We start from the raw sequence: 19995 nt of genomic DNA on the forward strand, positions 1-19995 counted from the left end.
ACAGGGTGCCTGTCCCTTGTTTCACACCACTGTTTCAGAAGAGCTTTATGATGTGGAGGAAAGAGCATTGGCAATTATTAGACCTTTTAATTCGCTACGACCTAGAGAAGATGTTGTCAGTAAAGTGGCAGCACTTCCCTATGATGTTTATAATCGTCAAGAAGCTTTAGAAGAAGTATTAAAGCAACCTCTATCTTTTTTGAAAATTGATAGAGCAGAGACACAATTTGATAAGGACTTCAATCCTTATGAGACTAAGGTCTATGAGAAAGCCAGAGATAGTCTTCAAGATATGATCAATGACGGTCTATTAGTTAAGGAAGGTCAGTGCTGCTACTATGTCTATGAACTGACAATGGAAGGCCGTTCCCAGACTGGTTTAGTAGGCTGTGCAGCAATAGATGATTACCTCGATAATGTGATCAAAAAGCATGAGAAAACGAGAGAAGACAAAGAAATTGATAGAATAAACCATGTCGATATTTGTAATGCTCAAACAGGGCCTATATTTTTAGCGTATCGTTCTCAAAAAATCATTAATCAAGTAGTGGACTCGATAAAGAAGAAAACTCGATTATACGATTTTGTAGCTCCGGATGGAGTTAGACATACAGTCTGGAAAATAGATCAGGAAAGCGACATAGAAACGATCTATACAGAGTTTAAAACTATACAAAGTATCTATATAGCGGATGGCCACCATAGAACAGCTTCAGCGGTAAAGGTTGGCTTAAAACGAAGAGAAGAAAATCCAGGGTATACTGGAGACGAGGAATACAACTTCTTCCTGTCTGTGCTTTTTCCACATGACCAATTGATGATTTTGGATTATAACCGCGTAGTCAAAGATCTAAATCAGCATAGTAAAGATGAATTTTTGACTGAAGTAGCCAAAGCCTTTTTAGTGGAAGAAATGGGGGCAGAACCCTATAAACCTATAGAAAAATCGACGTATGGGATGTACGTAGAGGGAGTGTGGTATAAGTTAACGGCAAAGGATGAAATCCGTTCAACGAATCCTGTTGACGGGCTCGATGTTGCATTGCTTCAAAATCATATCTTAACTCCAGTTCTTAATATCATCGACATAAGAACAGATAAAAGAATAGACTTTGTCGGTGGAATAAGAGGGCTTAAAGAACTTGAAAAAAGAGCCAACAGTGATATGAAGCTTGCCTTTTCAATGTTTCCGACTTCAATTAATGAGTTGTTTGAAGTATCTGATGCAGGTCAATTGATGCCCCCCAAATCGACTTGGTTTGAGCCGAAGCTGAGAAGCGGAATATTTATTCATGAGTTAAGTTAGAGGGAAGACTAGGGTAAACTCGTTCAGCTAAAGCTGGACATCGAGGCTTCAGTTACGATAGTCTGAAGTGACGAAAGCCAGACGTAACTACTATTTATAGGCTAGAAGAGGAAAAAATCTAGACCATGTATAATACTTTAAAAAAGGGTTATACTATGTTTTGAGATGAAGTTCATGGCAAATTCAGACTGATTGACAAGTTGTAAATACCGCCGTTGGCATTGGTTGCAATCGCTACAGCCTTATTGGCTTGGTCCAAATCCTAAGTAGAACGTGAATTAGTCATCCAAACAGAGCCCAGATTGATGGGCTCTGTTTTTATCAATTTATAATTAATAGTTGACAAAATTCCTAGTAGTGTTATAATACAAGTAATTAAATTCTTTAAAAGCTAAGACGGAGAAAAGTAGTCTATTTATTACCTTTCAGGGAGGAAGAGTCTCGACTGAAAACTCTTCTATGTGTGATGATAGGTGAAGTTCCCTCCCGAGCTGCCCGGCTGAACGTAAACAAGTAGGCCAGGACGGTTCTTCACCGTTAACAGGAAGGGGGTATCGGATATCAATTCCCGTACCTTTGTCGAGTGGCCTTTTTGGCTTAAGTTGGGTGGTAACGCGAGATATAACTTCTCGTCCCTTCAAGGGATGAGAAGTTTTTTATTTTTTGTTATGGCTAGACTGAGATATTCGACAAATGTGAATTGATAGACTGTACCTTTGTTGAGAGGACCAATTGTGGTCAAAATGGGTGGTAACGCGGAAGTCCACGGCTTTCGTCCCTATTAGGGGATGTGCCGTGGACTTTTTTAATTTAAATAAGGGAGGCAATTACTATGAAAGATTTGAAATTAGCAGGACTGAAGGCGGAACGTAGTTCTTTTGAGGTTAAAGGGGTAACTATCGGGGGCAAGGAAATTATTCTCATAGGCGGACCCTGTGCTGTAGAATCAAGTATTCAGATGAGTCAATCGGCTGAGACCGTAAAAAAAGCGGGAGGAAAAATTTTGCGGGGTGGGGTTTTCAAGCCACGTACTTCACCCTATAGTTTCCAAGGCTTGGGCAGGGAGGGGCTTAATTATTTAGTGCAAGCTGCTAAGGAGCAGGATTTACTTTGTGTTACAGAAGTAATCGATGCTCCAAGCCTCGAGTTAGTGGTCGACGAGATTGACATTATTCAAATCGGTGCCCGAAATATGCAAAACTTCGAGCTTCTAAAAATGGCTGGTAAAATCAACAAACCGATAATCCTCAAAAGGGGTTTATCTGCAACGATTGAAGAATGGCTGCTGGCGGCTGAATACATTTTATCTGCTGGCAACCCGAACGTCATTCTTTGTGAACGAGGAATTCGCACCTATGAACCCTGTACTCGTAACACCTTAGATCTTAGTGCAGTCGGAGTAGCTAAAGAGCTTTCGCATTTACCGGTGATTGTGGATCCAAGTCATGCAGCGGGCAGAAGAGATTTGATCGCATCCCTATCTAAGGCCGCTATTGCCTGCGGAGCGGATGGTCTATTGATCGAGATGCACCCTAATCCTGCCGAGGCAGTCAGCGATGGAGCCCAGTCATTGTACCCTGAACAATTTGTCCAACTCGCTGGAGAACTGGGTGTGGTCGCCGAATCGGTCAAGAGAATCTTCGCCTGTGGTGGGACAAAGGATGAGGAGTCACTTGAATCCTTGCGCAACCAAATTGATGATATTGATCAAACTATTATCGAATGTCTAGCTGCTCGTATGCAAATTGTCAGTAAAGTAGCGGATCAAAAGCGTCTGGATCGGGTGAAGGATACCGCTCGGGAAAGAGAAGTTTTACAGCGCCTTATTAATCTTGGCAATGAATTAGAGCTCCCTTCAGAATTGGTAAAGAAGATCTATCCTGTAATTTTCGAGGTTGCAGTCCAATCCCAAATCAAGCGAAAATTAGTGAGAGAAAAAGACCTGGATCTATCGCTTATTTCTCATTTAGGGAGTAAATAAATTTGGATAGATAAAAATCTCTTCCTTAATAAGAGAAAGAGATGCTTAATCACACGATCGTGGGAAAAGCAAAGGGGGCCGTGGCGAAACTGATATGTTCCCCCCATGGTAGACAGGTTAAATAATAAAACCTACTACCAGGGGAGGAGCATATCAACTTAGTTTCAATACGGTCCCTTTTGGGCTAAATTATTTAGTTAATTCGTAGTTGTGAATTGCAGTTATACCGCTCGAAACTGTTGGAGATACCTATTGTTAGATTTGATGAGAGTGATTTCCAGGGCTGTTCCAGTTGCTTAATAACAGAATCAGGATGCAAACATTCCTATTAATAACTATATTGCTATGATGCCATGCCGACATGTTGACTACTCGTTAAAATAAAACTACAATGTAATTATTAAGTCGGTCGGGTGGCTGACTGACCGTGATATGGAGTGAAATAATGAGTAAAGAAGATACAGAAGGACAACTAACCAGTGCACGACAAAGTATACTTGATGCAGCAAGTAAATTGATTGCCCAGAAGGGCGTCAAAAATACCAGTCTGGCAGATATCTCAAAAGAAGTTGGCATAAGCAAAGGAACATTATATTACTATTATTCGAATAAGAATGATATTATCTATGACATTGCGGATATTCATCTTAAACAAATCACAGAAGAGCTTTTATCCTGGATTGATAATATTGAGCAGAATATCGCTCCAGAGGAAATATTAAGGGTGGTATTCGAAAGAATATCAACTGCGGAAACCAGAGGTAAACTACATCTTTATTTGGTTAGTGATGCAGTAACAAGCAATGAACCTCTTAAGCAACGCTTCAGAGAAAAATATAAGGAGTGGAGAATAGCACTGGAAGATGGTTTGAGAAAGGTGCTAAAAAATAGAACAGCCGACTATAGCGTATTATCCTATATAATACTAGCAGCGCTTGACGGATTTACAATTCAGTGGAGACTTGGTGTAGAAAAAATTCCAATTGACGGCATAGCCAATATCTTTTCGAAGGTTGAATAATTTTTTTAGGGCTTATCGGTCGGTCGGACGACAGATAAGTACATATGAAGGGTTAGGGGGTTGTGAAAAAAGTAATCATTAAAGTTATTTGGTAAGTGTCTTGGAATAGAAGAATTTAAAGGAAAAGGCATAAGGATTAGTGACGGATTTATTAAAGGGATGATTATTTAATATGCCTCATAAAATTGCCTTTAACTTTAAATAGAAAGAGGGGGTTTATAATGTATAAATTGTATTGCAGGATTTATCAAAGTGTTTTCAAATTGGTTTCTTACCTGCTGCCTTGGCGTAAGCCTGAGTTAACTCAAGGAGCAAACAGCTTGAAAAAGCTGCCCAAGCTAATTAAAAGCAAGGGTATTAACAGCGTTTTGATAGTAACTGACAAGATTATTGCCTCACTTGGACTGCTAGATGAATTACTTAAAGGCTTAAGTGATGAGGGTGTGGACTTTGTTGTGTATGACAAAACTGTTCCGAACCCAACCATTGATAATATTGAGGAAGCATTGCAGATGTACAAGGCAAACAATTGCCAAGGTATTGTTGCTTTTGGCGGCGGGTCGCCAATGGATTGCGCAAAGGGTGTGGGTGCGCGTGTAGCAAGACCTAAAAAGACTATTTCTCAGATGAAGGGCGTTTTTAAAGTTTTGAAAAAGATCCCACCGCTATTTGCCATTCCAACAACTTCTGGCACAGGGAGTGAAACGACAGTTGCTGCCGTAATAACCGATAGCAAGACGCATGAAAAGTATGCCATTAATGACACTTCACTCATTCCACATTATGCTGTAATGGATCCCTTGCTTACGGTTAATCTACCCCCGCATATCACTTCGACAACGGGAGTTGATGCTTTGACACATGCCGTCGAGGCTTACATTGGCAGAAGTAACACAACACAGACAAAACAACAGAGCAGAGAGGCGATAAAGCTAATTTTTGCAAACATCTTTGAGGCATATTCCAATGGCACAAACCTTGTCGCACGTGAGAATATGCAACAGGCTTCCTTTTTGGCAGGACTTGCCTTCACACGGGCCTATGTTGGTTATGTGCATGCCATCGCCCATACCCTAGGCGGATTTTACTCGGCTCCTCATGGACTAGCTAATGCTATCATCTTGCCTTATATCCTAGAGTATTATGGTGAATCAGTGCACCAATCTTTAGCCGAATTAGCTGATTTGGTTGGCATAAGTGCACCGACCGACACCAAGCAACAAAAGGCAATGAAGTTTATTGAGTCCATAAAACAACTCAATCAAAGTATGGGCATTCCCAAAAAGTTCAAGGGTATTGTGGAGAGCGATATTCCTTTGATGGTAAAACGTGCTCTGGCAGAAAGCAACCCACTTTATCCTGTGCCAAAGATTATGTCGAAAGAGGATATGTTGAAGATTTATCATGTGATTAAGGAGTAGGTGAATATGTTTGGTTATGCTGGGAAAATTGCTAAGATTAATTTGAGCAGTGGTATAGTAGGAGACTATCTTGTATCCGATCAGGATCGAGAACTGTTTATAGGCGGCAAAACGCTGGCTGCAAAGGTCATTTATGATTCTTTCAAGAGTAAGGTGGAAGCCTTTTCTGAGGAAAACATAATTGTGATCACAACTTCCCCTCTTACCAGTTCAACATCACCATGTTCCTCCAGATTCAATGTGTCCACAATTTCCCCTTTAACAGGTCTGTTGGTTTCCTCAAATTGTGGTGGAAGCTTTGGGTTGCACCTTAAGCGTGCTGGTTACGATGGAATGGTTATTGGCGGAAAAAGCAAAGAAAAGGTCTATATTGATATTACATCTGAAGATATTTCAATCAAAAATGCTGAACATTTATGGGGCAAAAATACAGGTGAGGCTCAAGACCTGTTGGGTGGAAAAAGCAGAGGCAAGTTCGTCATAGGGATTGCTGGTGAAAATATGGTCAGGTATGCTGCTGTGATCAGTGAGGAGCGTGCAGCAGGGCGTGGTGGAGTTGGTGCTGTGTTTGGCTTCAAGAATCTTAAAGGGATTGTTGCCAGCGGAACAGAGAAGATAGAAATTTCCGCTCAGGAAGGTTTCAAAAAACACAACCTGAATTGGGTTAAAAAGCTTAAGTCACATCTAATTACAGGTGAACAGCTGCCAGGGCTTGGAACTGCTGGGCTTGTAAGTATGATGAATTTTCGCAATCAACTTGCGACCAAGAATTATTCAAGGGGTAATTATGACGACTTTGAAGCGATTAATGGTGAAACATTAAAGCGAGATTATACAATAAAATACAAGGGCTGTGTAACGTGCCCAATACAGTGTGGCAGGGTGGTTAAAGTCCATGGAAAAGAAGTTAAAGGGCCTGAGTTAGAAACTTTGGGCTTGCTTGGCAGCAATCTGCTGAACAATGATCTGCAAAGTATCTTAAACCTCAATCATCTCTGTGATGAGTATGGACTTGATACCATTAGCTTTGGCAGTAGTGTTGGTTTTGCAATGGAGCTCAATGAAAAAGGTTTATGGAAGAATGGTTTAACGTTTGGAGATTGCTCAACTCTAGAGGAATTAGTTAAAAAAGTAGCAACTCGTAAAGGCATTGGAGATGTATTGGCGGAAGGAACAAAACGCATATCGGAAAGATATGGCGGTAGTGACTTTGCCATGAATGTTAAGGGTCTGGAAATTGCTGCTTATGAACCACGTGCAGCACAGGGAATGGGCTTAGGGTATGCAACGTCAAACAGAGGGGGTTGTCACTTAAACGGAGGTTATCTAGTTGTGCTTGAAGGGCTGGGACTGAACGTTAGTGGAAAGATTGCCAGCGGAAAAGCTGCCTATACCATCTTCTTTCAGGATTTGATGGAGGCAGTATCTGCTGGTGGTACCTGTCTATTTACCACTTATTCATTACTACCAGAGGCATTGGTGAAAAATCCGAATCAGAGTCTTGTAAGGTTTATTAACAAGGCAATCCCATCTTTTGGTTGGCTAGTGGGCCTTTTGCATAACCATACAAGTTTAATGAACTTTAACCTTAAGAGTATCCTACCGCATCCATATTCCATTAAAGCAGTGACAGGCTTTAATGCAACGATTGGAAGCTTTATCAAGACTGGTGAAAGGGGCTATAATCTAGAAAGGATTATCAACCTGAGACAAGGTCTGAAGGGTAGTGATGATACTCTGCCCAAGAGACTTACTAGTGAACTGCAAAGGGCAGAGGATGCGGACAGTAAGGTTAAGCTGCAAGGAATGCTTAAGGACTACTACAAAATCAGAGGCTGGGATGACCAGGGTGTGCCAACAAAACGTAGACTGAAGAAGTTAAGTTTGGAAGACTATAGTGTATGATTACTGTTAAGTTTTTTGGGTTGATTAGTGTGGACTGCAGTATAAGGCAGCTGCTTGTAAAAGAAGGAACAGTAAGACAGGTGTTCAATGAGATCAGGCAAAGCTGTCCCAACATCTCAGAACAGGACCTAATAGAAGCAATTATGTTTGTCAATAAACAGCAAATCAGTGGAAATAAGCGTTTTTCTGTGGTGCTCAAAGCGGGTGATGAGTTGGCATTACTCAGTCCTGCAAGCGGGGGTTAAGCCGAGTTATGGGGATGTAGATAAGAAATGGTCAGACTATACTTCATGGCTAAAATCAGTTAGGAAATGAGCAAACTGTATCATGTTGGATACAGTTTGCTCATATTTTTTGGCATTTGAGCATTAGTTGAACGAGTTCACCAGCACTCTAATTCTCAAATATCTGCAGACTCATTTTATACTCAACGAGTAACTCATTAAATTGTTCAGGAGGTGATCCTTGTCGAATCATCATCTGAGCTTTTTGGAAAAGGTGTTTATGAACATCTTCCCTGCTCCCCAAGAAACTAATCATCTTTTTAAGCCCGGGGTCATTGGTCATTGTAAAATGCTTATTGTATAAAATCCGGGCCCGAACCTCTGCTTCCACGTCAGCTTGGAGCATGGCGATGGGGTCTAAGCTTTGATCGAGATAATTGATATTCCAAGGGATTCCTTGCGAATTAACGTAAGATAGTGGTGGCCCTCCTAACTTGTTAATAGCGACGGCGATCATTTCCATGTGACCCATTTCTTCCGCTGCAATGAGCCCCAATAGATCACGAAGATATCGGTTGCGCATGTTGGAACGATGATTTAGGTATTGAGATGCCGCGGAATATTCACTGTCCTTGCCACCATAATGCTCCATTAATACTTGGCCAAACACCGGGTCACGGAGTTGAACCTGAACCGGATAAAATAATGACTTGCTATAACTAAACATAGTTAGCCCTCCTATATAAAATCTTTCTGACTTCATTATATGATTAAGGAGATCTTTTGGTTATGGTGTCATTCTCATAATACGTGATCCATAAGAATTGCCAGGGTTCACTAGCTCGGTAGCGATTACTTGTTTGGTTTTTGGAATATGGTATACCATGTTTTACTTGCCTTTAGTCTAGCAATGGATTTATAATGGCGTTGAAAGTAGAGATCATTAAAAGTTTCTATAGGGGGGAAGGAATGTGGCACATCATTTTTCACCTATTAAGTTCGATGATAAAGGTCATATCCGGGATTCGGTGTTTTCAATTCTCAGAAATGCTATTCTAGACAAAAAGTTAGAACCGGGACAGAGACTTGTGGAACGTATTATTGCAGAACAACTGGGGATTAGCAGGACTCCGGTACGCGAAGCAATTCACAAGCTTGTATTGGAAAGGTTGGTAACTCATATTCCACGCAAAGGGGTAGTGGTTTCTGGATTCACCAAGGCAGATATCGTAGAGATTCTGGTGATTAGGACATCATTAGAAGCGCTTATTTGTGGTATTGCAGCTTCGAAAATTAGACCTCGAGAATTAGACCGTTTGGAAACGTTATCTAAGCAGATTTCAGACGAACATAGAAAAGGAAACTTTAAAAAATCCAACCAATTGAACGATAAATTTCATGAGATAATTTATAGAACCGCTGAAAGCCCAAGAGTCTACGATTTTCTTAATACCTTGCACGAGTATATAACGAAGTTCACTCAAGTGGCCTATTCTAAACCTGGGCGACCTGAAGAAGTATGGGTGGAACACAGTGCGATCATTGAGGCTCTACGTAGACATGACAGCTCAGAAGCTGAGGCCACCGGCAAAAGGCACGCGGAAAATTCGAGCAAAGCTTATTTGGAGATGGCTTTTTGAGATAATTCATAAAGGTGTATACCTTATCGGAGTCATTTTTAGGAGAGTAGTACTCAATTAATTCATAGTTAATGAAATTTGGTATACAAAAATCACTAATATGGTATACCAAATCTATTGAATTTCTGGACTTAAGGCTTTATACTTACGCTAAGAAAACTAACAGAGACAAGTCTGGAATATTTGATTAAAGGAATTTAATCTGGACAGAGGAAGGAGATGAAATACAATGTTATCACAACTTTGGGATTTGCTAATTGCTTTTGCTAGAGCTAGTAACCTGGGCTTCGGCGGTGGGCCAGCAGTCATTCCACTCATTAAAATTGAAGTGGTAGAGCGGTATCACTGGATGACGAACGCGGAGTTTACAGATGCACTTGCCGTTGGAAATGCTCTGCCAGGTCCAATTGCTACTAAATTGGCGGGATATGTTGGGTATCAAGAGGCCGGCTGGTTAGGAGCCTTAGCAGCCTTAATCGGAGTGATCCTACCTACCGCGCTGGCTGTCATTTTACTGGCACGGTTTTTAATGAAGTACTCCAATTCTCCAGTCTTAAAAGGAATGCTAAAGGGAGTACGCCCCGTTGTTGTAGTCTTAATAGCTCAAACCGCTTTTGACATGAGTATAGGATCTTTCCCAAATCTAATAACTTGGGGCATAGCTTTGGGGACGGTGGTTTCGTTATATTGGTTGAAGCTACATCCCGCTTTAATTATTGTCGTAGCTATGGTATTTGGGTTAGTAGTTTTTCGTTGAACTATAGTATTATTTAATTGGTGTTAAAAGGGGATGGTTTGCTAATGAAACTCTGGGACCTGTTTATAGGCTTTACCCGTGCTTCAAATCTAGGTTTTGGTGGAGGTCCTTCACTGATTCCCCTTGTGAAAGCAGAAGCTGTTGATCGATATAAGTGGATGGATAACGAAGAGTTTGCGGATTCCCTAGCGATCGGTAACGCCTTACCTGGGCCTATTGCGACAAAAATGGCCGCCTATATCGGTTATAAGGTATCTGGTTGGCTAGGAGCTTTAGCCGCTGTATTAGGAACAGTCGCTCCAACCGTGATCGTTGTGGTTTTTCTAGGAAGTCTCATTATAAAATATTCTAATTCACCAGAACTCAAGGCTATGCTTCAGGCTGTCCGTCCAGTCGTCGTAGTTCTTGTCGCGGAAACTGCTTATGATATGGGCAAAAAAGCATTTCCGACCAGTAGTACTTGGGGAATCGCGGTTGTAACGATCGCTTTGCTCTATTTAGCCAATATTCATCCGGCCTTTATTATTGTGACATCGATGTTGTTCGGTTGGGCTGTGTATGGACGAACTAAAAAGTAGAGGATTAGATGCTTGCTAATGTTTGTCCATTATGTATAGCAAATAAGATGAAGGAGTGGACAGTGATGAAAGAATGCATTTTTTGCACTCTGCCAGGGACTAAGATCTTCTTAGAAAATGAACTAGCCTTGGCATTCTTTGACAAGTATCCTGTCAGCGAGGGGCATGTCTTGATTGTAACCAAGAGACACATTAGTAATATCTTTGAGGCGACCGCAGAGGAGATGGCAAGTATAGGAAATCTTCTCCAAAGAGTAAAGGCGGAACTGGACGAAAAGTATCATCCAGATGGATACAATGTAGGGGCTAATACAGGAACCGCTTCCGGACAGACAATTTTCCACTTGCATGTTCATGTCATACCCCGTTATCAAGGGGATGCTGGGACTGTGCGGTGGCATACCTAATGATCAATCGAGAAAGATTATTGGCCGAGTTTTTTGAGCTAATCAAAATTGATTCGCCTACTAAAAATGAACGAGAAATCGCAGATGTTCTTAAAAATCGTCTTGAAAGTTTAGGCTTAAGTGTTACGGAAGATAACGCGGGTCAATTGATTAGTGGCAACTGCGGCAATGTTATCGCTTACCTAAAAGGGAACCTTCCGAAGGCTCCGACTGTTTTACTATCTGCGCATATGGACACAGTAGACCCTTGTCTAAATATTGAGCCTGTACTACATAATGGAGTGATCACTTCCGCTAAATCGACAATTTTAGGCGCAGACGATAAATCAGGAATAGCCCCCATTTTAGAAGCTATCAGAGTTATCCGAGAAAAACGTCTTGAGCATGGAGATATTCAGGTGATTTTTAGTGTCGCTGAAGAAGGGGGACTCAACGGCGCAAAGAATCTAGCTAAAACTCTCTTGAAAGCGGATGTTGGATTTATTCTCGACTGTGTCGGCGGACCTGGAGAAATTGTTCTTGCCGCCCCTGGGCAAGATCGTCTCAACGTAACCATTAAAGGCAAGGCTTCTCATGCAGGTGCGGCCCCTGAAGAGGGAATCAGCGCTATTGTTGTAGCAGCGAAAGCGATCGCTAGCATGCCAACAGGTAGGATAGATGAAGAAACGACCGCAAATATTGGAACAATCCAAGGTGGCAGGGCCACAAATATTGTCGCTGACTGGGTAGAAATCACGTGTGAATCAAGAAGCCGTGATTTAGGGAAACTAGAAAGTCAGACTGATCAAATGTGCCGAGCGTTTCGGGGTTGTGCCGAGGAAATGGGAGCGGTTGCCGAGATTGAGGTAGTTAGGTTATACGATCCATTTACACTTAGGGAGGAATCTCAAGTAGCAGTCATTGCCAGTCAAGCTGCTAAAAACGCAGGATTAAAGGTAACCTTCGGTCCAACTGGCGGGGGAAGCGATGCTAATTATTATAATCTCTACGGTGTACCGTGTGTTGTATTGGGAACCGGTATGCAAAAGCCGCATACAACAGAGGAAAGTATCGAAGAAGAAGATCTTTACAGGACAGCGACGTTAGTTGTGGAGATTATTAAGGCTGTAGCGAAGGTTGAAAAATGCTAAATAGTTAAGATTTAAAACGTATAGAAGGATTATCCAAAGGATAGGCCTTCTATTTGGTATTTTTATGCCAAAGCCCATTGGAAGTGGAGAAACTTGTTATAGAGCATGATATCGATATTGTTCTTTTGGACATTATCATGCCTATAATGAATGGAACTGAGGTCATTGAACAGGAGAGCTTGCTGCAGGAGTAGCCCATGAGATTAATAATCCGTTAGGTATTTGCCTACAATACTTGGATGCCTGTATTACAGTGCTAAATCCTCTTCTTACTCATATAATGAAGCTTCTTAAAGGGAGCTTCCATTGTGCCAGGGTTAACTTTAATGTGGTGGCAAAGTTTAAAATTCTGATATAAATAAAGATTTCTTTAGTGATAGGATTAAACAGGATGATACCTTTCATTAATACTCGAGCTCCAAGAGGGAGGCGCATGCAGCGCCTCCTTTCTACATAATAATGGCAAAAAAATAAAAAATAAAATATTTATACTTAATATAAATTAAAAACTCTCCAATGCGGATAAAATAAAAAAATATCGTAAGGTAAGGGGAGAAAAATTTGAGCAAAGATTATTGTAAGGATAGTTTTGAAGGTCGACAGGCAGAATGTGAATGGATGGTACAAACGCAACTCAGAGGGCGTGACATCACCGATGAGGCAGTCATCATGAGTATGCTCGCGGTTCCGCGACACAGCTATGTGAGTGAAAATAATCAAGCATTTGCGTATTATGACACCGCCCTAGAAATTGAAGCGGGACAAACCATTAGTCAACCGTATATTGTAGCCCTTATGGCTCAAGCTTTAGAGCTTAAAGCGAGTGATAAAGTCTTGGAAATTGGAACGGGGTCCGGTTATTCGGCAGCGATACTATCTAGAATAGCTCTGAGCATCTATACAATTGAACGCCATTACTTGCTTGCCCAGCTTGCGAAGGAACAATTTAGTAAGCAGGGTTATAAAAATATTGGAGTACGCGTGGGGGACGGCACATTGGGATGGTCAGAAATGGCACCATTTGATGCTATTTTAGTTACGGCGGGAGGCCCAGTGATACCAGATTCTTTAATTGAGCAATTAGCTCTGGGGGGGCGCTTGGTTATTCCAGTAGGAGATAAGGGAAAACAACATCTGCTACGTGTTAAGAAAGCACTGACCGGTGAATTGTCAGAAGAAGATCTAGGGTTAGTGCGCTTTGTTCCTTTAATCGGTACTGAGGGTTGGGGTGAGGTTGAAAAATCTACTAGTTAAAAACCCTTAACTGGGATTTTTTTGTTATAATGAAGACAACATAGAAAGTTATAATAACTTAAGGAGTTGTTCTTATTATGATGGAAAAGGCCTTGGAGGTACTGCAAAGGTATTTCGGGTATACTCAATTCCGAGATGGCCAGCAAAAAGTCATCGAAAGTTTACTCCGGGGTAGGGATACATTAGCCATTATGCCGACAGGGGCAGGGAAATCCTTGGCTTACCAAATTCCCACATTGTTATTTAAGGGAACGACTCTTGTCATTTCCCCGTTAATCTCCTTAATGAAAGATCAGGTGGACGCTCTGCAACAATATGGGGTACCCGCCACCTTTATTAATAGTTCATTGTCTCTTCAGGAAGTTCGATCGCGGATTAAACGGGCTGCAGACGGAGAATATAAGTTATTGTATGTTGCGCCTGAACGCTTAGAGTCGGAGAGTTTTCGTGTCCTCTTGGAATCTCTGCAGGTCTCCTTCTTGGCAATTGATGAGGCCCATTGCGTCTCGCAGTGGGGACATGATTTTAGACCGAGTTATCTTCAGCTTGGACCTTTTATTACATCATTTCCGAAGAAACCACTGATCGGGGCTTTCACAGCGACGGCAACTGAGGAGGTCCAAGCAGATATTGTCCGTCTATTAGAGTTAAAGCAACCAGGCATCTTTGTCACTGGTTTTGACCGCCCAAACCTGACGTTTTTAACGTTTCGTGGAGAAAACAAGAGGGTTTTCGTTTTGGATTACGTGCAAACACATGCCGATCAGTCAGGCATTATTTATGCTGGGACACGTAAAGAAGTAGACAGTCTTCAAGAGTTTCTTGCTAAAAGTGGTGTCAAAGCTGGAAAATACCACGCGGGGATGAATGATGAAGATCGTCAAAAAAGCCAAGAGGATTTTCTCTTCGATGAAAGAACGGTTATGGTGGCTACCAATGCGTTCGGGATGGGAATTGATAAATCGAATGTTCGGTACGTAATCCATTACAATATGCCTAAAAATATGGAAGCCTACTATCAAGAGGCGGGACGTGCTGGCAGAGATGGAGACCCAGGAGAGTGTTTATTGCTGTTTTCCCCTCAGGATGTCGTATTACAACGATATTTAATTGAGCAGAGTATTTTTCAACCCGAGCGGAAAATGAATGAGTTTAAGAAGCTTCAGGGGATGGTCGAATACTGTCACACTCCTCGTTGCTTACGCAAGACGATTTTAGAATACTTTAATGAAGAAAATGTTCAAGAAGAATGCGGGAACTGTAGTAGTTGTAATGACGATCGTGAAATGAACGATATCACAGTGGATGCCCAAAAGATATTTTCCTGCATTTATCGGATGCGAGAACGTTTCGGAATTGGATTGGTGGCGGAGGTATTAAAGGGATCGCGCAAGGCAAAAATTCTTGAACTACGCTTTGACGAGCTTTCGACGCATGGAATTATGAAAGAAATACCACTCCAAGAGATTAAAGATCGGATTAACTATTTAGTGGCGGAGAACTTTTTACAATTATCGACTGGTGAATACCCAGTTGTAAAACTCCTGCCTATAGCACTTTCGGTTTTAAAAGGGGAAGCAACTGTCACGCAGAGATTATCACGTAAGCCATCTGGTGAAAAAGGGGAAGAGGTTAGTCTCTTTGATCATCTTCGTGTGTTGCGCAGAAAAATAGCTCTTCAGGAAAATCTACCCCCGTACATGATCTTTGCAGACACTACCTTACGAGAAATGGCACAAGTATGTCCGAAGGATAAACGCTCCTTGATTCGTATTAGTGGAGTTGGGGAGCGAAAGTTAGAAAAATACGGGGATCAATTTCTAGAGGAAATTCGGAATTTTATTGGAGAGAAACAGGGTAATGAGATCGCGAAATCGCTATCCTCAGAGTTATTAAATGTCCAAGTAAACAGTGACCCTTCACAGGAGATTTCAAATTCCGCAAAAAGCACTAACGCTTCGAAGAGTACTAACTCTGAGAAGAGTGCTAAAGATAAAGTGTCAAGTCATCTCCAAACCTTTCAGCTCTACCAAGAAGGATACACCTTAAAGGATATTGCAGAAATTAGGAAGGTGACTTTACTCACGGTTGAGGATCATCTAGTACGATGTTCTCAGGAAGGACATGCTGTGCCTTGGGATGATTTTATTCCCATAGATCAAGAATCCCATATTTTAGAGGCAGTAAGACAGGTGGGTCGTGAGAGATTACGACCCATTAGAGATCTTCTATCCGACGAGGTAGAATGGTTTACGATCCGAGCAGTTTTAGAGAAGCATAAATTGAGAGAGAACGCTTAGGAGTTGGTTTATCAACCGGCCCTAGAAGACTTCCACCTCTACAGGTCTCCTCAAATGTCCCGTGGGGGAGGTTCGCAGAAATTAGCAAAAGCTAGATTTGGGACAACCCGCCAAGAATCCTCCCCTATTTCAATGGGGCGATGAATTGATATACTATATGTATGAAGAAAGAACATTTAATTCACGGACGTACTTGTGTCTACAACGTCAACTATCACCTTGTATGGTCGGTGAAATACCGACGGAAAGTCTTAACAGCCGAAGTTGAGCGCTATCTCAAAGACTTGATCCAAGACATTGCCCAAGAAAAGGAGTTTATTATTGCAGCGTGCGAAGTGGGCGAACAGGATCATGTGCATGTCTTTGTTTCGGCCCATCCAAAGATTGCCCCCTCCTATATCGCAAAGATGCTGAAGGGAATCACAGGACGCAGGCTACTCCTGAAATTTCCCGAGATTACGAAGAAACTTTGGAAAGGGCATCTGTGGAATCCGAGTTATTACTTGGAGACGATTGGCTCTATTTCAGAAGAGTCTATCAAGATGTACATTGAACGCCAGGGGAAGGGAGGTGACGAGGATTGAAACTGGCTAAATCATGTGTTATTAACGCCACGGGAGATGTATCCCTAGTTCTTGGGCACTTAGCTTATGCGGCTTGGAAACTCTGGAATGTTGCGAACTATGAACGTAAGACAAAGAGTCGGGAATTTCTTATCCGAATTGGTATGATCAAAAGAAACGGCTTAAAAATCATTTCTGGTATAACAACTTACCATCTCAGTCAGCACAGGAATTATTGCACACGTTAGAGGGCGCCTGGAAGTCGTCTTAGAAGCTTAAAAAGACCGGCGGAATAGAAAATGCTAAACCGCCAAAATTTAAACATGAGCCCTTTAACGTAAAGTACCTAAAGGATGGATTCACTGTGCTCTCTGGAAATAAAATCAGGCTTTCTATACCGAAACAACTCCGAGGTTATTTAAAGGAAACTTTCGGCTTTGAGGATACGTTTCTTTATGTAGATGTACCGAACCATCTACAACTCAAAGGCGAAAAGGTTAAAACCTTGGAGTTTAAACCGTTAGTGCAAGGCAAGTATGAGCTCATTGTTGTCATCGAGATTCCGGAATTAGAACATGCGCCTTCTACAAAGTTTATGAGTCTTGATTTCGGGATTAACAATTTTTTAAGTGGGGCCATGTATGATGGAACAAGTTTTATTCACTTGGGCCGGCAATTGTTGTCTCTGAACCGGTACTTTGATAAGACGATCAGCTATTACGATAGTTTATCGGATGCTCAGCAGTCAGCTAAGGGGGTTAAATATCCTAAGCAGAGTAAAAGAGTATCAGCATTCTAAGCGAGCTGCGCTACCTACTGAGGTTTTAACGACAATGACATCAGCATTGGAGAGTTCTCTAAGCTATGTCTTTTGGGGTGTGCTCATTATGGCAGCAGTAAGCCTGATCTTGGTTTTGTTTTTTCCGAACAAGGCTAAGAATTCAACCTAAAAAAACAGTTGACATTTATTTATGTCGATGATACTATTACAAAGTTGCTCCACCGAGTGGGACCGAGAGCAATGTCGGTAAAAATAACAGTTGACAGCAGATGCTGAAAATGGTATTATAACTGAGTGCCACAAACGCACGATGATCGAAATGTGAGGGGTAAATGCTTCAAGCTGCTTGATCAAAACTGAGTTTAAATTAGTTGTTGACAACGAGAGTTGGAAATGCTAATATGTAAATCCGGCCGCAAACGGCTAAGGAAAATTAATGGTCTTTGAAAACTAAACAACAAGGACAGCCAATGAGAGAAACTCGAGAGAGTTTCAAAATAAATCATGAGCGAATCATCTTCTTCAATAGTAGAAGTTTGAATAACTTTTTTTGGAGAGTTTGATCCTGGCTCAGGACGAACGCTGGCGGCGTGCCTAACACATGCAAGTCGAACGCCGGAAGTCAGATGACAGAGGCCAGAAGCCAGAAGGGAAAAACCCTAATCTGGCATCCGGTTTCTGACATCTGACAACCGGAGTGGCGGACGGGTGAGTAACGCGTGGGTAACCTACCCATAAAGCCGGGACAACCCTTGGAAACGAGGGCTAATACCGGATAATCTTAGATGCTGGCATCAGCGTTTAAGGAAAGGTGGCCTCTGAAAATGCTACCGATTATGGATGGACCCGCGTCTGATTAGCTAGTTGGTGGGGTAAAGGCCTACCAAGGCGACGATCAGTAGCCGGCCTGAGAGGGTGAACGGCCACACTGGGACTGAGACACGGCCCAGACTCCTACGGGAGGCAGCAGTGGGGAATCTTCCGCAATGGACGAAAGTCTGACGGAGCAACGCCGCGTGTATGATGAAGGTCTTCGGATTGTAAAGTACTGTCTTTGGGGAAGAATGACTGATTTGAAAATATTGAGTCAGTATGACGGTACCCAAGGAGGAAGCCCCGGCTAACTACGTGCCAGCAGCCGCGGTAATACGTAGGGGGCAAGCGTTGTCCGGAATTATTGGGCGTAAAGGGCGCGTAGGCGGATCGTTAAGTCTGGTGTGAAAGATCAGGGCTCAACCCTGAGAGTGCATCGGAAACTGGGGATCTTGAGGACAGGAGAGGAAAGTGGAATTCCACGTGTAGCGGTGAAATGCGTAGATATGTGGAGGAACACCAGTGGCGAAGGCGACTTTCTGGACTGTAACTGACGCTGAGGCGCGAAAGCGTGGGGAGCAAACAGGATTAGATACCCTGGTAGTCCACGCCGTAAACGATGAGTGCTAGGTGTAGAGGGTATCGACCCCTTCTGTGCCGCAGTTAACACAATAAGCACTCCGCCTGGGGAGTACGGCCGCAAGGTTGAAACTCAAAGGAATTGACGGGGGCCCGCACAAGCGGTGGAGCATGTGGTTTAATTCGACGCAACGCGAAGAACCTTACCAGGGCTTGACATCCTACGAATCTCTAGGAAACTAGGGAGTGCCCTTCGGGGAGCGTAGAGACAGGTGGTGCATGGTTGTCGTCAGCTCGTGTCGTGAGATGTTGGGTTAAGTCCCGCAACGAGCGCAACCCCTGTGTTTAGTTGCTAACGCGTGAAGGCGAGCACTCTAGACAGACTGCCGGTGATAAACCGGAGGAAGGTGGGGATGACGTCAAATCATCATGCCCCTTATGTCCTGGGCTACACACGTGCTACAATGGCCGGTACAGACGGAAGCAAAGCCGTGAGGTGGAGCAAATCCGAGAAAGCCGGTCTCAGTTCGGATTGCAGGCTGCAACTCGCCTGCATGAAGTCGGAATCGCTAGTAATCGCAGGTCAGCATACTGCGGTGAATACGTTCCCGGGCCTTGTACACACCGCCCGTCACACCACGAAAGTCTGCAACACCCGAAGCCGGTGAGGTAACCGGTCCAGAGGACAGAGGGCAGAAGCCAAGACGGAAGTCAGTGGTCAGAAGCCAGAGGTCAGAGTAGAGTTAGTCTAAATAGACTACATGCATCTGACATCTGGCCTCTGATAACCGATCTCTGAAAAGGCATCTGAGTTCTGACCTCTGGATTGGAGCTAGCCGTCGAAGGTGGGGCCGATGATTGGGGTGAAGTCGTAACAAGGTAGCCGTATCGGAAGGTGCGGCTGGATCACCTCCTTTCTAAGGAGAACTGTTTAGAGCGTCACGCTTTAAACGAACATCCTAAGGGTCGATTCTTTTAAAGGACTTAACGTCTGGCGAGAGATCATTAGAGTCGCAAGACTCATGCCGAGGGATCGGCAACTCATTGGTAAGAGCTGTTGTTTAGTTTTGAGAGACCAGATGATCGAGGTCCGAAGTCCGATGTCCGAGATCCGAAAGGATAACGGGAGTTGGACGAAGGGTTTTGTGAAATGGAAACTCAGTCAGACGGGATTGAAGTTAAAGCAGAAATGCTTGACTACCGATCCTATATTTTTCAGCGAACGTGAATATAGAAGTAAGATAACGATCTTGTTTTAGCCCAAAGGCTAAAACTTCGATTCGAACATCGCGCCTCGAACTTCGCGCATCGCGTAATGTTCTTTGAAAACTGCAT

Annotated in this window: 17 protein-coding genes, 1 rRNA gene and 1 other annotated feature; of the genes, 17 read left to right on the plus strand and 1 reads right to left on the minus strand. The window is 42.7% G+C overall.

Translation table 11 applies throughout. From position 1 onward, the window contains the following. Nucleotides 1-67: 67 nt before the first annotated feature. The 6 genes from ACYQ3Q_RS20255 (at nucleotide 68) to ACYQ3Q_RS20280 (ending at nucleotide 7879) form a co-directional block, all read left to right on the plus strand. On the plus strand, nucleotides 68-1306 hold the full coding sequence (locus ACYQ3Q_RS20255) for a DUF1015 domain-containing protein (protein WP_459930431.1): 1239 nt from the start codon (nucleotides 68-70) through the stop codon (nucleotides 1304-1306). 384 nt (nucleotides 1307-1690) lie between these two features. Further along, nucleotides 1691-1946, plus strand: a binding site (T-box leader). Nucleotides 1947-2138: 192 nt separating this feature from the next. Further along, entirely contained in the window at nucleotides 2139-3287 is a 1149-nt protein-coding gene (locus ACYQ3Q_RS20260; RefSeq protein WP_459930318.1) for a bifunctional 3-deoxy-7-phosphoheptulonate synthase/chorismate mutase, read from the plus strand. A gap of 445 nt (nucleotides 3288-3732) precedes the next feature. Then, nucleotides 3733-4308, plus strand: coding sequence for a TetR/AcrR family transcriptional regulator (locus tag ACYQ3Q_RS20265; protein WP_459930319.1), 576 nt, complete (start codon nucleotides 3733-3735; stop codon nucleotides 4306-4308). 221 nt (nucleotides 4309-4529) lie between these two features. Further along, nucleotides 4530-5729: an iron-containing alcohol dehydrogenase gene (locus ACYQ3Q_RS20270; RefSeq protein ID WP_459930320.1), complete on the plus strand. Its 1200-nt coding sequence runs from the start codon at nucleotides 4530-4532 to the stop codon at nucleotides 5727-5729. A gap of 6 nt (nucleotides 5730-5735) precedes the next feature. Then, nucleotides 5736-7634 carry an aldehyde ferredoxin oxidoreductase family protein gene (locus tag ACYQ3Q_RS20275; protein ID WP_459930321.1) on the plus strand — a complete coding sequence of 633 codons (1899 nt, stop codon included), beginning with the start codon at nucleotides 5736-5738 and terminating at the stop codon, nucleotides 7632-7634. Continuing rightward, the gene (locus ACYQ3Q_RS20280; protein WP_459930322.1) at nucleotides 7631-7879 is read left to right on the plus strand and encodes a MoaD/ThiS family protein; all 249 of its coding nucleotides are present in this window, start codon (nucleotides 7631-7633) and stop codon (nucleotides 7877-7879) included. Before ACYQ3Q_RS20275 ends, ACYQ3Q_RS20280 begins: the two co-directional genes overlap by 4 nt. Nucleotides 7880-8027: 148 nt before the next feature. On the opposite strand, the gene ACYQ3Q_RS20285 is transcribed toward ACYQ3Q_RS20280, so the two are convergent. Next, the gene (locus ACYQ3Q_RS20285) at nucleotides 8028-8585 is read right to left on the minus strand and encodes a manganese catalase family protein (RefSeq protein ID WP_459930323.1); all 558 of its coding nucleotides are present in this window, start codon (nucleotides 8583-8585) and stop codon (nucleotides 8028-8030) included. A gap of 244 nt (nucleotides 8586-8829) precedes the next feature. Here ACYQ3Q_RS20285 and ACYQ3Q_RS20290 point away from each other — a divergent pair, with 244 nt between their 5' ends. The 11 genes from ACYQ3Q_RS20290 (at nucleotide 8830) to ACYQ3Q_RS20340 (ending at nucleotide 19577) form a co-directional block, all read left to right on the plus strand. Beyond that, a complete protein-coding gene (locus tag ACYQ3Q_RS20290) occupies nucleotides 8830-9498 on the plus strand; it encodes a GntR family transcriptional regulator (RefSeq protein ID WP_459930324.1) in 669 nt (222 codons plus the stop codon). A 229-nt stretch (nucleotides 9499-9727) separates the two neighbouring features. Further along, nucleotides 9728-10255, plus strand: coding sequence for a chromate transporter (locus ACYQ3Q_RS20295; protein ID WP_459930325.1), 528 nt, complete (start codon nucleotides 9728-9730; stop codon nucleotides 10253-10255). A 38-nt stretch (nucleotides 10256-10293) separates the two neighbouring features. Further along, nucleotides 10294-10833, plus strand: coding sequence for a chromate transporter (locus tag ACYQ3Q_RS20300; RefSeq protein ID WP_459930326.1), 540 nt, complete (start codon nucleotides 10294-10296; stop codon nucleotides 10831-10833). Nucleotides 10834-10898: 65 nt separating this feature from the next. Then, a complete protein-coding gene (locus tag ACYQ3Q_RS20305) occupies nucleotides 10899-11240 on the plus strand; it encodes an HIT family protein (protein ID WP_459930327.1) in 342 nt (113 codons plus the stop codon). Continuing rightward, complete coding sequence (locus ACYQ3Q_RS20310) at nucleotides 11240-12370, plus strand: M20/M25/M40 family metallo-hydrolase (protein ID WP_459930328.1); 1131 nt, start codon at nucleotides 11240-11242, stop codon at nucleotides 12368-12370. The genes ACYQ3Q_RS20305 and ACYQ3Q_RS20310 overlap by 1 nt, the downstream gene beginning before the upstream one ends. 561 nt (nucleotides 12371-12931) lie before the next feature. Then, the gene (locus tag ACYQ3Q_RS20315) at nucleotides 12932-13624 is read left to right on the plus strand and encodes a protein-L-isoaspartate(D-aspartate) O-methyltransferase (RefSeq protein ID WP_459930329.1); all 693 of its coding nucleotides are present in this window, start codon (nucleotides 12932-12934) and stop codon (nucleotides 13622-13624) included. Between the two features lie 77 nt (nucleotides 13625-13701). After that, nucleotides 13702-15924 (plus strand): DNA helicase RecQ, encoded by a 2223-nt coding sequence (recQ, locus tag ACYQ3Q_RS20320; protein ID WP_459930330.1) that lies wholly within the window; start codon nucleotides 13702-13704, stop codon nucleotides 15922-15924. A 161-nt stretch (nucleotides 15925-16085) separates the two neighbouring features. After that, nucleotides 16086-16508: an IS200/IS605 family transposase gene (gene tnpA / locus ACYQ3Q_RS20325; RefSeq protein WP_459930331.1), complete on the plus strand. Its 423-nt coding sequence runs from the start codon at nucleotides 16086-16088 to the stop codon at nucleotides 16506-16508. Beyond that, a complete protein-coding gene (locus ACYQ3Q_RS20330) occupies nucleotides 16505-16735 on the plus strand; it encodes a hypothetical protein (protein ID WP_459930332.1) in 231 nt (76 codons plus the stop codon). The genes tnpA and ACYQ3Q_RS20330 overlap by 4 nt, the downstream gene beginning before the upstream one ends. A 116-nt stretch (nucleotides 16736-16851) precedes the next feature. Beyond that, on the plus strand, nucleotides 16852-17286 hold the full coding sequence (locus ACYQ3Q_RS20335) for a transposase (RefSeq protein WP_459930333.1): 435 nt from the start codon (nucleotides 16852-16854) through the stop codon (nucleotides 17284-17286). Nucleotides 17287-17815: 529 nt separating this feature from the next. Then, nucleotides 17816-19577, plus strand: a 16S ribosomal RNA gene (locus ACYQ3Q_RS20340). The last annotated feature ends 418 nt before the right edge of the window (nucleotides 19578-19995 follow it).

Source organism: Desulfosporosinus burensis (assembly GCF_054657535.1).